Source organism: Pseudobacillus sp. 179-B 2D1 NHS (genome assembly GCF_045370945.1).
Taxonomy (GTDB): Bacteria; Bacillota; Bacilli; order Bacillales; family Domibacillaceae; genus Pseudobacillus.
This window is the reverse complement of sequence record NZ_JBIQDP010000009.1, coordinates 65,363-79,983: the sequence shown is the minus strand read 5'-3', so window position 1 is coordinate 79,983 and position 14,621 is coordinate 65,363. Positions and strand designations below refer to the sequence as shown.

The window sequence follows — 14,621 nt, the reverse complement described above, 5'->3', positions numbered from 1 at the left end:
ACCTTTATCAGGAAAGCAGGGAATCCTCTTTCCTTCCCTGCTTCTCTCTTTAATCAATGATTCAGCTTGCTGCCGGTTACTCCCCTAGCTTCCATTCGCCATTTTCGTCGATTTTCACCATGACGAGACTATCAGACTTTAAGCCATTATGATCTTCTGGTGACATTTTAAATGTGCCTGAAATACCTACAAATCCATCTGTTTTCTCAATAGCTTCCCTTATCTTCTCTTTATCAGCTCCGCCTTTTTCAAGGGCTTCCGCTAAAATATGAATAGCGTCATACGCATGGCCACCAAAGGTGCTTGCTGTATTTTTATACTTGCTTTCATAGGCTTCTTTAAAAGCCGTAAGCTTTTCTTTTTGTGGATCATTATCGTCTAACTCATTTAATACCAATAGTTTTCCGGCTGGGAAAATAACTCCATTTGCTGCGTTTCCTGCTAATTCAATAAATTGCTTTGTCCCGATTCCATGGCTTTCAATGATGGGAACATCCATGCCAATTTCACGAATATTCTTCGTTACAACCGCTGATTCCTGCGCTGTTCCCCAAACAATAACTGCTTCAGGCTTTGCTTTTTTAACACGTGTTAAAGTAGATTTAGCGTCATTGACTGTCGCTTCAAATTCCTCTTCGATGACCGCTTTCACGCCATGATCGCCTGCAAGCTTTGTGAATTCCTCATGACCGCTAGTACCGTAGGAATTAGCTACATTAAGCCAGGCCACTTTTTTAATCCCCTCTTTTTCTAAATATTCAAGCAATTTAGGAATGACAACATCATCTCCCTGTGCCGTTTTAAACGTCCACTTACGCGGTGATTTGTCATCCGGGTTATTTACTTGCTTGCTGGCTGCCAGCGAAAGATATGGAATGCCTGCTTTTTCAACCAACGGTATCATGGCTAGACTGTTGCCGCTAATTGTTCCCCCGATAATTGCCGTTACCTTTTCTTGCTCAATTAATTTCTTTGTGGCAAGGACTGCTTCATTTTGATCTGACTTTGAATCGATGGAAATCAGTTTAATTTTCTTTCCGTCAATCCCGCCCTTTTCATTCAGTTCATCAACGATCATTTTTATCGTTTCCTCTTCGCCTTTCCCAAGTGGTGAAGCGCTTCCAGAAGCATCAATTACACTGCCAATCTTGATTTCTCCGCCTGAGTCTTTTCCATCCCCTGATGCAGAATCAGCGTCTCCCCCACTGCATGCAGCAAGGAACACCATCATGATTGATGTTAACAGCGCTAACATTCTTTTCTTCATTTCCTTCTCTCCCTTCAAACTTACAGCATCCTTCTAGGTCTAAAGTAGTTGAATTGCATTCGTAAAGTGTGGGAAGGAAAGCCGTTCTTTCTTTATAAAGTAAAGCTGATTTAATCATCGTAATATCATAAGTTAAATCAGCTTTCTTTTTTTGTTATACTTTTGGAGAAATTTAATAGGTAAGGAAATATAGCCTGGTTTATTTGAAAACCTTTCCATATCATCCTTTAAACGTAATAATATATTAAAAAAAGCGCGATGACAAGACAATTTTCATGAAAATATTAAATTTTCTGACATGTTATTTTATAACATTTAAAAGTTGTTCGTTACTCCAAACGTTATATACTATCATCCCTCTTTTTCTCTTTGCTTCACTTATTTTAAGATATTCTTTCCTCTTTCATTCATTCCGTCTCTCTAACTATTTCGACCCACTCAAATGACTCCTTTTTATTCATTTCCGCAGGAGAAATCGACTTCTCGCCTATCCACGGGCGATATTTATGAATAAAAAGCAGTAATTTACTACAAAAATCCTAATTAATTGAGTATATAATAAGATATAATTTATTGTAGCTAAGATGGAAAATAAGCTGAATGAAGAAGGGGTTGGTTAGATGACGTTATTACATGAAGTACTGTCCTATAACAAAAAGTTCGTGAATGATAAAATGTATGAAGAATTTACAACAGATAAATTCCCTGATAAGCGTGTGGTCATTTTAACTTGCATGGATACGCGTCTGGTAGAATTAGTTACTAGAGCGATGAATTTTAGAAATGGCGATGTAAAAATCGTCCGCAATGCTGGAGCTATCGTTAATCATCCATTCGGAAGTATTATGAGAAGCTTGCTTGTAGCCGTCTATCAGCTGCAAGCAGATGAAGTATTAGTCGTTGGTCATCACGATTGCGGGATGAGTACGCTATCAAGTGATGTGATTCTAACTGCGATGAAAGAACGGGGCGTGAAAGAGGAAAAAATTGATACGCTCCGTCATGCTGGTATTGATGTAGATCATTGGCTTGAAGGATTCAGCAGTGTTGAAGAAAGTGTGAAGCACAGTGTCGATATGGTAAAGCAACACCCTCTCATGGTAAATGAAATTCCTGTGCACGGGCTTGTCATTGATCCTGAAACAGGAAAGTTAGATCTGGTTGTGAATGGATATGAAAAAGAAGCAGCTCTTTAAGGGTTGCTTCTTTTTCATATTATTGGCGGACATTTGTTTTCTTCCTTGTTCGTCTGACTGCTGTATTCCCCCTTCTTATCAAGCTTCGCACGTTGACAGACAACTACTTAAGAATTTAGGCTCTTGTACTCTGAGAAAGGTAGAAAACAAACCCTATATTTAAATTATCATTGCCGAAACTAATATAATTAGTTAATATATTAATTATATTAGTAATAGTTGGGAGTTTGATAAAAATGAAGATAACAAAGGCTGGTACATTGTTTCAATTGACTTTTATGCCCCACATTTTTCCTGTTAATTGTTATTTAGTTGAGGAAGAAACTGAACTTACACTCATCGACGCAGCTCTTCCCTATAGTGGAAAAGGGATTATGCATGCTGCTAAAATGATTGGCAAGCCAATCACAAAAATGATGATTACACATGCCCACGATGATCATGTGGGGGCACTGGATACTTTAAAGGAAGCAATGCCTAATGTTCCTGTCTTCATTTCTTCAAGGGATTCTTTATTGTTTGATGGTGATATCCGTCTTATGGAAAATGAAGCAGACAGTCCGATTCGCGGAGGAGTCCCCAAAAGGCTAAAAACCCGTCCAGATTCCCTTCTTCAAGAAGGAGAACGGGTTGGCTCATTGGAGATCGTATCTTCCCCTGGGCATACCCCTGGTTCCATTTCCCTTTTTGATATTCGAAATCGCAGCCTAATTGCTGGTGATGCCCTTCAAACAAGGGGAGGGATGGCAGTAGCCGGAATGATTAGACCATCCTTTCCATTTCCGGCATTCGGCACTTGGGATAAGGCGACAGCGCTTGAAAGTGCTAAAAAGCTAAAAAACCTTCGTCCCGGTCTGCTCGCTGTAGGGCATGGCAAAATGCTGGAACAGCCGGAAGGTTTAATAAATAAAGCCATTATTAAGGCAGAACAAAAATTACATCAATTCTCTTAAGAGGTGAACATACCATGTCTCCCCGTATGAAATTAGATTTGTCTGTTGTTTTGCAAAAAGCAGTTGAGCTCATTGACGATAACGGGCTCGAACAACTGTCCATCGGCGTGCTAGCAAAAGAATTACAAGTGCGTCCTCCCTCCCTCTACAACCACATTAACGGATTAGATGAGTTAAAACAGAAGCTGGCGATCCATGGCATAAAGTCACTGTACGAGTGCATGCTGCAAGCGGCGGTGGGCCGTTCAGGAGACGAGGCAATCAGAGCGCTTAGCCAAACTTATATAGAATTTGTAAGAACACATCCCGGGCTTTATGAAGCTGCTACCCGATTTCCTGATCCTGAAGATCGTGAACTGCATCAAGCACAGCAGGCTATCGTTAAACTTGTCGTTAAAGTTCTTCAGGCATACAACTTGAAGGAAGATACTGCTATTCACATGGTTAGAGGACTACGAAGCATTTTGCATGGCTTTACTTCGATTGAACAAATGGGCGGATTCGCGATGTCATTAGATATCGATCAAAGTTTCTCTATTTTAATTGATACTTTTATTGAAGGGATTCATTTAATGGCTGTGAAAGAGAACGAATAAGTCTCTGTGAAAAAATAAAAATATAGCTAGTTAAACAAGCTGATTTCTTTTGCGATTATATAAAAAGAGAACATGCTAAAGCACTTAGTGAAGACACCGAACCACTAAAAAGCTTTTTCATGTTCTCTTTTTATTCTTTATAAGATTAAAGCTCTATTTTCAAAGGTGTATATAACGAGTTACAAAGTTCTTTTAACTTCTCCATTGCATCTGTTTCTATAGCTATTAAAAAGCAAGTAGCCGGTCCTGCAGACTTGCTGACATCAAGAGAGCAATGAATATTTTCTGCTTGTAGCTCTTCATTGCCACTCAGTTTTCTCATTTCATAAGCAATTCCTTTTGAACCAACAGGCCAAATACTGCGCAATCCTTCTACTTGAAGAATTTGCCGAAATAATTGCAGGGGAGCAACAGATTCCGGTTCAGCCAGCACTTCCGGACCAACGAGTGGTTTTCCAATAACTCCGTAACAGACCTCTTTCTCGTCAAAGGGACTCATTTTTCTTAAATGACGGCCAATCATTACAATGCTGACAGCGGACTCACCCATAACAAAATTTGTTTCTGTACTCCCTGTTATGTCAACGGTGCATCCCGCTTCACGGGCTGCCCGTTCCACTCCAGCCGTCAGCTCCCTCCAGGCTGATTCCCCTGCAAAGTTTTGAAGCACTGCTGCAAACGGCTCTCCACCCGCTGCCAAGCACTCCATGAGTGCCACACGCGCGGAAAAATAACCGACTGTTTCATAGTCTGCCTTTACGGCGTCACCTGGCTTCTCACCAACTGAACCACTGTTATCCGCAGCAATGACTAATTCATTGGCATAGATCACATCCCGCTTCACGCCTGTACACCGCCAAAGTGCTTCTCAAATAACATTTTCAGGCGGGGCAAAGCCACCCAGGCAAGCACCCCATTTAAAGCTGAGGCAATGAGAAGGGAAGGAAGCATCGCAATATAGAATCCCCAGCTCATGAAAAAGATAAAAGGGAATGGAAGAACAAGTCCATTGACCAAAACAAACATGATAATAGCTACTACTCTTTTATTCGCCTGGTGAATTTTAGCGAACAGCCAAACGGCACCTGCCATTTCAGCAGCGATGAGCAAGTGGAAAGGCCCCATTGGCATCCCTCCAGTCAATGCTGAGATCAAATGGCCAAAAGCAGCAGCGAGTGCACCCGGCCCCGCACCGAGAAGACCGGCCGCAAGGAGCGCTGGAAAAGAATCCAGCGCTATACTTGTCACAACTGCTGGTACTTTGATCATCCCGCCTACAACCGAAAGGGCGGTGAATAAAGCGAGCCAGGAAATCTTTTTACTGCTCACTTCTTATCTTCCTTTCTTTTTCCATCGCGAAAGACCTTTGCACTGCGAATATACTCTACATCCTTAACACCAAGCCGGAAGTTAATCACGCGGGCGATCGCAAAGAAATAGTCAGAGAGACGGTTTAAGTACTGGAGAGTAACCGGATGAATGCCTTCCTCCTCACGCATGAGGGCAACCACAAGCCGTTCTGCGCGGCGCGTTACCGTGCGGGCGATATGGATGGAAGCAGAAGCTTTTGACCCGCCTGGCAAAATGAATCGCTCCAGCTCTGGTGCTTCTTTAATATAATCATCAATTTTCTTTTCCAGCTCACTGACGGATTCCGGTTGCAGCTTCCATTCCCGTTTTCCAGCGACCGTCGCTAAGTCTCCCCCGCAATCAAACAGCTCGTGCTGGATCGTTTCCAAATCAGCGAGAATATCCGTGAATTTCTCCTTGCTTGCTTCAAGTTCCGCCATTGCCTGGCCGACAAAGCAGTTGGCTTCATCCACTGTACCGTAGGCTTCTACACGCAGATGGTCTTTTCCAACGCGGCCTCCAATAATACTTGTTTCTCCTTTGTCTCCCGTTCGTGTATACAGTCTCATATTTCTTCCCCCTCATTTTTAATGATTTGCGGCAAACCATACCATACTTGAATGACTCGGCGAGCCTGTTTCGCGGCGTCCTGAAAGCACCAGCCTGCGGCATCCCGCCACATTCGGTCAAATGCATTTGCCGGTACAATGCCTTTTGTTATATCTGTGCCGATAAGAACCACTTGCCGGCTCTCCTCTTCCTTTTCCCATTCCAACCAGCCGGCCAGCTCTTTATTCCATTCTATGCGGGCCGCTTCTGGATCTTCTTCTTTCTCGATGAGCCGGCGGACGTGCCGTTCAATGCCTTCCAATATCACAACTGACTCCGTCCACTCTTCTGTCTTATCCGTTTCATAAAATGAGTGCCAGTTATGCGCTTTTTTCTCCAGCCCGTAACTTGTCTTTACCCATTGCTTTTTGCCGTTGAAGGCACCACCTGTAACGAGATGCATCTTTCGCCCCTCCTTAATGCAGAAAGCGAGCCGGCCAATTCATAGCCGTGTCCATTTTCTATTTTCCATTCCCAAAATTCTTTTCTGTCAGGTGCTAGTTCTGTCAGCAAATAACGAATGACGCCTCCGTGGGTAACGATAGCTGTGCGTTTTAAGTTATATTGATCCAGGACCTCTAACCATTTCTTCCATGCTTCCCTAATCCGGTCTCCAAACTGCCTATAGTTTTCTCCCTCCGGCAGCGGACTGGAGAACGGGTTTTGTAGCCAAGCTTTGTATTCCTCTAAATGTTCCAGCTCCTGATGAGTTTTTCCTTCCCAGCAGCCGAAATTCAGCTCGCGAAATTCGGGCCAGACATCAACCCGGTTATCTGGAAAAAAAATCGCAGCCGTATCTATGCAACGCTGTAGATCGCTGGCTATCACCTTTTCGTAGGAAGGGAGATCGAGCTTAAGCTGCTCCAGCCCTCTTTTTCCAGCTTCACTCAAGGCTGAATCCGTCCAGCCACTAAAGGCCCTTTTTTCATTATCTGCCGTTACGCCATGCCGATAGAGACCAATAACCACAAAATCGTCCATAAAAGTATTTCCGCTCCTTCCAAGCTGGCACCAAGCAAATCTCCCGTGATGCCGCCAAAGTGTTTAAGTGCGCCCCGGCGGGCCAACAAGAAAAACAAATAAGCCATAGCGATGAGCAGCAGCAACACAGAAACGCTTCCGGTTATAAAGATGAAAACCAATCCGACGGCGGCGGCCCAGAAGCTATAGGTGAGCGCAAGACGCGGATCTTTTCCCTGTTGAAAAAAATAAGCAATGCCCTCCTCCTTTGCCGGCTTTACCCCATTTAGCAGAAGGCCGGTTATCATTTGGCTGTAAAAAGGAATGAGGACAACCAAAGGAAGAAGCGCATGGTTTCCAAATAAAAAAATTTCATAGAAGAAAAGGAAACGAGCAGCCAGTAGCACAATGAGCGAAAGTACCCCAAACGCACCGACACGTGGATCTTTTAATATTTCAAGCCGCTTATCAATATCCCGGTAAGAAAAAAAAGCATCGCTCGTGTCAATCCAGCCATCCAGATGGAGCCCGCCTGTCCAGATGATCGGCAGCAGCCAAAAAAGAAAAGCATTGCCGAGAGGAGAGAATGGCGACCACTCGAGTAAAAGCCAAAAAACACTGCCAAATACAAGGCCTTTCACTAAACCGAGGAGCGGAAACATTCGCAAGGCTGCTTGTAAATGACGGGCGTCCACCGGCAACTCCCGATGGACGGGTACTGCAGAAAAAAATTGCATGTTCAATAAAAAGCCATTGATATAAGCTCTCCCTTTCATCCGATGCTTTCCTTCTCTGCTTCGCTAACAATTGAAATAAACTTTTCCCAATCAAGATGCTTTTGTAAATGGGCAGCCAGTTGATTATATGTTTCTTCCTTGCTGTTCATCATTTCTTGTTCTTCCAGCTGTAGTTTTTTCGTCGGAGGGGACAAAGCATCCTCTTCTTCCAGCTGGTGATCAGCTAAATAAGGAAGAACAGCCAGAACAGGAATGCCAGTACGCGCTTCCAGCCATTGTTTTCCCTCATCAAATAGCAATGGATCTCCATGAAATTTATTAATGATTATTCCTTTCACGCGGCCGCGCTCCTGCGGCTCAAGCAGATCAAGCGTGCCGACAACACTGGCAAACAAACCGCCTCGCTGCACGTCAGCAACTAATATGACCGGCACATCAGCTAGTTCAGCCACTTTCATATTGACAACTTCCCGCTTCTTTAAATTCATTTCTACCGGGCTGCCCGCCCCTTCGATAACGAGGAAATCCGATAGTTCACGAAGCTTCGCCAACGAATGCTGGATCGTTTCTACCGCCTTGCTATAATACTGTTCACGATACTTCATACCTGAAATCACTTCTAACCGCTCGCCGAGCCAAACAACTTCTGAGCGGCCTGGTTTAGCCGGCTTTAATAAAATTGGATTGATCTCTGGCAGCGGCTCCAACCGGCAAGCTTCAGCCTGCAGCACTTGCGCTTTGCCCAGCTCCTTGCCGTCCTCTGTTATATAAGCATAATTTGTGACGTTTTGAGATTTGAAGGGGGCTGGTTGAAATCCTTTTTGAAGAAGCAACCGGCATAGTGCAGTTACGATCAGACTTTTTCCAACATCAGAAGCAGTTCCTTGAATCATAATTCCTCTCATACTTTCAATCTCTCCTTCTTTACAAGCGGACATCCATGCTCGACGAGCACAGCAAGTGCCGCTTCGTTTATCAGCCATTGATGTAGCTCACCCAATGCTTTAGCATAGTAAAATACAAGCGAGCTGCCGAGCAGCTCATAGGCCAGTTCGTTTGAGACGATAATAACTGCGCCTGCTGATTCTCTAATCTGATCGATTCCCGTTCGAATATTGTGCGTAACACTCATATGAAAGTTCGGGTCTGCCCACTCTTCTTCCTTTGTATTACCTGCAAACCATTCATTCGTTAGCAATGTTGTCAAGCAGTCAATCAATACGGTGTCTTGTTGTGTAAAGCGCTCGGATAAAGTTTCAATTCGAACAGGCTGCTCCCACGTCGTCCATTCCTTCCCTGACGCTTTTCGCTCCCGTTGATGGGAGCAGACGCGGGCGGCCATTTCTTCATCGGTTATCTTCCCGCACGCTACATAATGAAGGGCTCCTTTTAATCTCTCAGCCTCCAACACAGCGTGTCTCTCTGCTTCTTTGCTCTTCCCACTGCGTACACCGCCAACAATAAGGGTTAATTCTGCTTTTTCCATTGTAGCAGCGCCTCTTTCAGCTTGTTATTTTCTTTTTCCGTCTTTATCGCTGCTCTTAGCCACTTGCCTTCAATCCCGGGATAATTGTATGTATGGCGCAGAACAATTCCCTGTTTTAGCAGAAACAAAAAAAGCGGTTCCTGGTCTTCAAGCAAAGGGTCTCTGAGCAAATAAAAATTAACGACAGACCGGGTAAACCGGAATCCCTCTTCCTCCAGAAACTCAAGCATTCTTTTTCGTTCTTCGGTGATTTTCTCCCGCGACCATTCAACGAACGAAGAATCGGCTAATACAGCTTCTGCTGCCCTCAAGGCAAGGGCATTTACATTCCAATGGGGGCGGAATCGGGCAATTTGCAAAGCTAAGGCTTCGTCAGCAAGCAGATAACCGATCCTCAAGCCGGCAATCGCATACATTTTCGTCAGTGATCTTAGAATGAGCAAGTTTGGGTAATCCTTAATGAAACGAGCCACTGTGACGGAGCCGGCAAAGTCATAAAACGCTTCATCAATGACAACACAACAGCCACTCGAAGCAAGGCTGTCTAACAATTCAATGATCTCCCTTTCGGAAAAAGCGATGCCGCTCGGATTGTTCGGTGTGCAAACAAAAACAGCCGCTGCTCCTTGAGCCTTAGTCGTTAATTCATTGATTGGCAGAGTATGATCTTTATTGGTGAAAACATAATCTATTTCGCAACCATACACCCGGCAGGCTGCTTCATATTCAGAGAATGCCGGCTGAACGATGACAACTCTCCGTCCGCGCCACAGCTGGCCGAGAAACTGAATCACTTCAGCTGCACCGTTTCCTAACACGACCTGTTGTTCATTCACTCCGTTAAGACTGGCAATCTGTTTGGTTACCATTTTACCGTAAGGATCCGGATAATCAGAAACGGCGGATAACCAGCTGGACCAATTATCCTTAATGCTTGGCGGCGGGCCGTATGGATTTACGTTAACGCTAAAGTCTATCAAAACGTCCGGCTTCTTCATTTGTAAGCTTTCATATAGATGGGCTGGATTAGAGCCATGTGCGGGCCATTTCATAAATGACACCTCCTATCCACATCATCAGTAAAAATAAAAGAGAGGACCGTTCCATAATCCGATTAGTGAGCAGGATATGCTCTGCTGTTTTTTGCTTTAAAGGTTCTCCCATTTCAGCGCGATGGGAAACACGGCCTTTATATCTATTTATTCCGCCAAGCTCGATGCCGAGCAAACCGGCAACAGCGGCCTCACACCAGCCGCTATTTGGGCTTGGATGCTTTTTCGCATCACGGCGGACAATCTGCCATACTTGTTTTTTAGAATAGTTGCTTTCGGGAAAAGATAAGACCATTAACAAGCTCGTTAAGCGGGCTGGCAGCCAGTTAACGAGATCATCCAGACGAGCAGATGCCCAGCCGAATTGTCCATATCGATCATTTTTATAACCGACCATTGAATCACATGTGTTAATTGCCCGGTAGATCATCGCCCCCGCAGCTCCTCCGATAAGTGCCCAAAAAAGCGGAGCCGTTACCCCATCGCTTGTATTCTCGGCAACGGTCTCGATGGCTCCCCTTGTAATTTCCCCTTCATCGAGATGCTCTGTATCCCGACCAACAATATAGGAAAGCTTCATTCGCGCCTCCTCCATATCCCCTTTTTGCAGCGGTTCATACACACTTATCCCCGCCTCTTTTAAGCTGCGGCAAGCAATGGCCGAAGCAATCACTGCGGCCTCCGCTGCTACTCCAGCAGCCGGGTGAAGAGAATAAAAGCAGAAAATGAACAAATAGCTGAGGCTTCCCGTAACAATGAGCACGATAACAAGCATAATGACTCCTTTTCTCCGCCTGGCAGTTCCTTGATTGAGACGCTTTTCCAAAAAGTAAATAAGGGAGCCTATCCAGCGGACTGGATGCGGAAGATGAGGCGGATCTCCGACTAGGCGGTCAATGAAAAAAGCAAGCGTAGCAGCCAGAAGATGATAAATCATGTACTCCTCTCTCCTGTTCTGTTATTCTCCAAGGCTTCTATCGTACATTCATACACCGCTTTCCCGATCGCCTGTCCAAGCGGAGAAATCGTACCGGCAAATGCCTGATGCGCCCCGCGCTGGGTGGCGGCAATCAGGACGCTGTCAGTAGAGGTGCCTGTTGCCTGGGAATTCGTTAGCGGATCTTTTACTTCCTTATCGAATAGAGCCTTTACTTTTGCTTCTGTTGCCGTCATCACTGACTGAACAAACGCTTCCTCTGATAAATGGCCATTCGCAAATACCCATGTATTAATCGTACCCGGCAAAAAAGCCCGATTATGTTCTACAGCACGCGAAACATCAACGGCATTGCCGACCCCGGCTGTAACAACTGCAAGAACCGAAATATCTTCTACTTGCACAAACCGGCAGGCTGCCGTATGAAGATGAACAGCTGTCATCATTCCCACAGTTTCGTTAATATCAAAGTGATAGCGCTTTAGAAACTCTTTCATGTCTTCCTTATAAGAGTCATGCCAATAGTTTTTATCTACGTGGCGGTTCACAAAACTGCGATGCCATCCCCAGCCAGCACCGATTACTCCTGCCGATAGTGTTTTTAACGGAATCGGAGCTTCAAGTGTAATATATTCATCAGTTCTCTTGATGCATGCTTGGTCCACTCGCACTTCCACTTCTTCCTCAGCTGTTTTTTCAGGAAGAATACTCATCTGCGGCTTCGGCACTTCTGGATGGGGACGCTGATGAATAGCCGTTTTATATACTTGTTGAACCGGCTCCTCTTTCAACACTTCGCTCGGAATACCAAGACCGTGCCTCTTTCCCTCTTCCATAAGCAGCAATCTGTCACAATAAAGAGAGGCGAGATTTAAATCGTGAAAAATGGAGATAACAGTTAATCCTGTTTCATTCGCCATTTTCTTTAATAAATCAAGCAGTTCTTTTTGAAAAGATAAATCCAAATGGTTTGTTGGTTCATCCAACAGCAAAATTTCCGGTTCCTGGGCAAGGGCCTGAGCGAGAAAGACGCGTTGACGCTCGCCGCCAGACAATTCCTCGATGGAAGCTTCCGCAAATTGCTTTGTGCCCGTTTGCTCCATCGCCTTGATAACAGCCCGCTCATCTTCTTCTCTCCATACTGGAAAGATGCCGCTTTGATGTGCATAGCGCCCGAGAGAAACTGTTTCTTTTACAGTGTACGAAAAGGCTTGCGGGGTCATTTGTGGAAGAACAGCAAGCCGTTTAGCCAGTTCTTTTGGTGTATAATCTGTCATTTTTTTGCCTTCTATTTCTATGGAACCACTGCTTATAGGGACAATGCCGCTTATCATTTTTAACAGCGTTGTCTTGCCGCTTCCATTGGGACCTAAGATGCCAAAAAGCTCTCCTTTTTGGACAGAAAAAGACAATTTACGGACGATAAGCTTGCCGTCATAGCCGCCGCTAAGCTGTTCTATCTCGATCATGCTGTTCCCCTTCCTTTCCTGTGCTTGCGAAGCAGAATGATAGCGAATACCGGTGCACCAATAATAGAAGTAATAACACCAATCGGTAATTCAGTCGGAGAAATAATTGTGCGGGCTACCAAATCAGCCAGAATTAAAAAGCCAGCGCCTGCAAGCATGGACAGCGGCAGTAAATGGCGGTGATCCGGCCCCCAAATTAAGCGGATAAAATGAGGGATGACCAATCCGACGAAACCAATAGTTCCTGAAACAGCTACAGCTGCTCCTGTTAATACCGAGCCGGCAACTAGCACGATCATTTTTTTTCGACGGACATTCACACCTAAATGCTGGGCTTTCTCTTCGCCGAACGACATCGCATTTAATTCAGCCGAGTGGATAATTAACAGTAAAGTGCCCACCAAAAAAAAGGGCAAAATAAGTTGAATATAATCCCAGCCTCTCATTGATACACTCCCAAGCAGCCATCCGATAATTTGCCGCAATTCCTCACCGGTCAAAGCAATCATTAGTGAGATCAACGCACCTAAAAAAGAGCTAAAAATAATCCCTGTTAGAATGATAGTTTCTACTTTAAGTGACCGTTCAATCGCCTGGGCGAACAAAACAACGATGAAAATGGTTATAATCGAAGTCACAATACTAACAACGGGCAGGGTAAATCCGGAAAGCCAAGGGAGCTGCATATTAAAAAACAGCACCATAACAGCGCCTGCGGAAGCACCCGAAGATACACCGAGTGTATAAGGGTCTGCCAGAGGATTACGCAGCAGCCCTTGAAAAGCAGCACCCGCTACCGCTAGAGAGGCTCCTATAAGACCGGCCAACAATACTCTCGGAAATCTGATCTTCCACACGATGTTATCAAAAGAGGAATCGACTCCCTCAAGCGGCGTTCCAAAAAAATGATGGGATAATAAGAAAGCGATATCCCGAAACGGAACTTGGATCGTTCCGATCGAGATACCTGCAAATACAGCCGTAATAAAAAAAGCCAAAACTAACAAGTAAGCCGAGCTTTTATTTCTTAAAAACATCTGGATAGATCGCTTCGGCAAGTTCTTCTACTCCTTCAACAAGACGCGGGCCTGTTCGGTTGACGAGGTCAGCATTCACATCATGGACATCCTTGTTTTTAACGGCAGTCATGTTTTCCCATCCTTTGCGGCTGAGTACCTCTTCAATCGGTTTTTTTGTGTAGTAGCCATGCGTAGTAATGATTACGTCAGGATTCTTCTTGATAATCGCTTCCTCTGTCATTTGCACCCAGCCCTTCTGATCGGCAGCGGCATTTTTCGCATGAATCAGATCAAGCATTTCCTGCATAAATGTATTTTTTCCTGGTGTGAAAATGTCTGGAGCCGGTGATACTTCAATAAATACACTTTTTTCTTCTTCTTTTTTAATAGTTTTCGCTTTTTCCTCGATTTTTGATAGACCGTCTTTCATTTCTTCTACTACGTCTTCTGCTTTTTCAGTTGTTCCTGTCGCCTTGCCGATCATTTCAATTGAGTCGTATACTTGATCAAAATTTTGGGCATCATTAACGACAAGTACATCGATTCCCGCTTCTTCCAGTTGCTTCAATCCCTCTTTTGAGTTGTGGGCACTGGAACCATGTGCCAATACGAGATCCGTATCAAGCCCAATGATTTTTTCAATGTTATACTCCATGCCGCCAACTTTTTCTTTGGCGTTCACCTCTTTCGGGTAATTGTCGTTGTCTGATACCCCGACAATTTCATCACCTAAATCGAGTTTATAAGCAATTTCGGTATTGCTCGGAATAAGAGAAACAATTCGTTTCGGTTTTTCTTCAATAACGACATCTTTTCCTTCCGCATCCTTTATCGTTACCGGAAAGGCTGCTTGTTGACTCTCTTTTGGCTGATCTGCTTTTTCTTCTTTTCCAGTTTCTGCTTTATCCGTTCCGCAGCCGGCAAGCAGGCCAGCAGCCAGTACGAAGGATAATGTGTACTGAGATAATTTGTTCATGACTTTCTCTCCCT

General features: G+C 44.5%; 17 protein-coding genes. 3 read left to right on the top strand and 14 right to left on the bottom strand.

All coding sequences use genetic code 11. The annotated features are described in order from the left end of the window. Nucleotides 1-76: 76 nt before the first annotated feature. Nucleotides 77-1,267, bottom strand: coding sequence for an ABC transporter substrate-binding protein (locus ACH0BF_RS11100; RefSeq protein ID WP_340856213.1), 1,191 nt, complete (start codon nucleotides 1,265-1,267; stop codon nucleotides 77-79). 620 nt (nucleotides 1,268-1,887) lie between these two features. Here ACH0BF_RS11100 and ACH0BF_RS11095 point away from each other — a divergent pair. The 3 genes from ACH0BF_RS11095 to ACH0BF_RS11085 all read left to right on the top strand — a co-directional run bounded on the left by ACH0BF_RS11095 (nucleotide 1,888) and on the right by ACH0BF_RS11085 (nucleotide 4,012). After that, complete coding sequence (locus ACH0BF_RS11095) at nucleotides 1,888-2,463, top strand: beta-class carbonic anhydrase (RefSeq protein WP_120036327.1); 576 nt, start codon at nucleotides 1,888-1,890, stop codon at nucleotides 2,461-2,463. A 236-nt stretch (nucleotides 2,464-2,699) separates the two neighbouring features. After that, entirely contained in the window at nucleotides 2,700-3,416 is a 717-nt protein-coding gene (locus ACH0BF_RS11090; RefSeq protein WP_340856214.1) for an MBL fold metallo-hydrolase, read from the top strand. A gap of 14 nt (nucleotides 3,417-3,430) precedes the next feature. After that, complete coding sequence (locus ACH0BF_RS11085) at nucleotides 3,431-4,012, top strand: TetR/AcrR family transcriptional regulator (protein WP_340856215.1); 582 nt, start codon at nucleotides 3,431-3,433, stop codon at nucleotides 4,010-4,012. Between the two features lie 145 nt (nucleotides 4,013-4,157). Here the strand turns inward: ACH0BF_RS11085 and ACH0BF_RS11080 are convergent, their stop codons facing one another. The 13 genes from ACH0BF_RS11080 to ACH0BF_RS11020 are packed head-to-tail and all read right to left on the bottom strand — an operon-like array spanning nucleotide 4,158 to nucleotide 14,607. After that, complete coding sequence (locus ACH0BF_RS11080) at nucleotides 4,158-4,856, bottom strand: AIR synthase related protein (protein ID WP_340856216.1); 699 nt, start codon at nucleotides 4,854-4,856, stop codon at nucleotides 4,158-4,160. Continuing rightward, a complete protein-coding gene (locus ACH0BF_RS11075) occupies nucleotides 4,853-5,341 on the bottom strand; it encodes an ECF transporter S component (RefSeq protein WP_340856217.1) in 489 nt (162 codons plus the stop codon). Before ACH0BF_RS11075 ends, ACH0BF_RS11080 begins: the two co-directional genes overlap by 4 nt. Continuing rightward, on the bottom strand, nucleotides 5,338-5,931 hold the full coding sequence (locus ACH0BF_RS11070; RefSeq protein ID WP_340856219.1) for a cob(I)yrinic acid a,c-diamide adenosyltransferase: 594 nt from the start codon (nucleotides 5,929-5,931) through the stop codon (nucleotides 5,338-5,340). The genes ACH0BF_RS11075 and ACH0BF_RS11070 overlap by 4 nt, the downstream gene beginning before the upstream one ends. Continuing rightward, entirely contained in the window at nucleotides 5,928-6,374 is a 447-nt protein-coding gene (locus ACH0BF_RS11065) for a bifunctional adenosylcobinamide kinase/adenosylcobinamide-phosphate guanylyltransferase (RefSeq protein WP_340856220.1), read from the bottom strand. Before ACH0BF_RS11065 ends, ACH0BF_RS11070 begins: the two co-directional genes overlap by 4 nt. Beyond that, entirely contained in the window at nucleotides 6,326-6,952 is a 627-nt protein-coding gene (locus ACH0BF_RS11060) for a histidine phosphatase family protein (RefSeq protein ID WP_340856222.1), read from the bottom strand. The genes ACH0BF_RS11065 and ACH0BF_RS11060 overlap by 49 nt, the downstream gene beginning before the upstream one ends. Then, nucleotides 6,910-7,707 carry an adenosylcobinamide-GDP ribazoletransferase gene (gene cobS, locus ACH0BF_RS11055; RefSeq protein ID WP_340856223.1) on the bottom strand — a complete coding sequence of 266 codons (798 nt, stop codon included), beginning with the start codon at nucleotides 7,705-7,707 and terminating at the stop codon, nucleotides 6,910-6,912. Before cobS ends, ACH0BF_RS11060 begins: the two co-directional genes overlap by 43 nt. Further along, the gene (locus tag ACH0BF_RS11050) at nucleotides 7,704-8,651 is read right to left on the bottom strand and encodes a cobyric acid synthase (protein ID WP_340856225.1); all 948 of its coding nucleotides are present in this window, start codon (nucleotides 8,649-8,651) and stop codon (nucleotides 7,704-7,706) included. Before ACH0BF_RS11050 ends, cobS begins: the two co-directional genes overlap by 4 nt. Then, complete coding sequence (locus tag ACH0BF_RS11045; protein ID WP_340856226.1) at nucleotides 8,570-9,154, bottom strand: bifunctional adenosylcobinamide kinase/adenosylcobinamide-phosphate guanylyltransferase; 585 nt, start codon at nucleotides 9,152-9,154, stop codon at nucleotides 8,570-8,572. The genes ACH0BF_RS11050 and ACH0BF_RS11045 overlap by 82 nt, the downstream gene beginning before the upstream one ends. Next, nucleotides 9,136-10,206 (bottom strand): threonine-phosphate decarboxylase CobD, encoded by a 1,071-nt coding sequence (gene cobD, locus ACH0BF_RS11040; protein WP_340856228.1) that lies wholly within the window; start codon nucleotides 10,204-10,206, stop codon nucleotides 9,136-9,138. Before cobD ends, ACH0BF_RS11045 begins: the two co-directional genes overlap by 19 nt. Continuing rightward, nucleotides 10,181-11,143: an adenosylcobinamide-phosphate synthase CbiB gene (cbiB, locus tag ACH0BF_RS11035; RefSeq protein ID WP_120036315.1), complete on the bottom strand. Its 963-nt coding sequence runs from the start codon at nucleotides 11,141-11,143 to the stop codon at nucleotides 10,181-10,183. Before cbiB ends, cobD begins: the two co-directional genes overlap by 26 nt. Next, on the bottom strand, nucleotides 11,140-12,612 hold the full coding sequence (locus tag ACH0BF_RS11030; protein WP_406909389.1) for an adenosylcobinamide amidohydrolase: 1,473 nt from the start codon (nucleotides 12,610-12,612) through the stop codon (nucleotides 11,140-11,142). Before ACH0BF_RS11030 ends, cbiB begins: the two co-directional genes overlap by 4 nt. Further along, nucleotides 12,609-13,670, bottom strand: coding sequence for a FecCD family ABC transporter permease (locus ACH0BF_RS11025; RefSeq protein ID WP_340856233.1), 1,062 nt, complete (start codon nucleotides 13,668-13,670; stop codon nucleotides 12,609-12,611). The genes ACH0BF_RS11030 and ACH0BF_RS11025 overlap by 4 nt, the downstream gene beginning before the upstream one ends. Beyond that, nucleotides 13,633-14,607, bottom strand: a complete 975-nt coding sequence (locus ACH0BF_RS11020; protein WP_340856234.1) for an ABC transporter substrate-binding protein — start codon at nucleotides 14,605-14,607, stop codon at nucleotides 13,633-13,635. Before ACH0BF_RS11020 ends, ACH0BF_RS11025 begins: the two co-directional genes overlap by 38 nt. Nucleotides 14,608-14,621 lie beyond the last annotated feature (14 nt).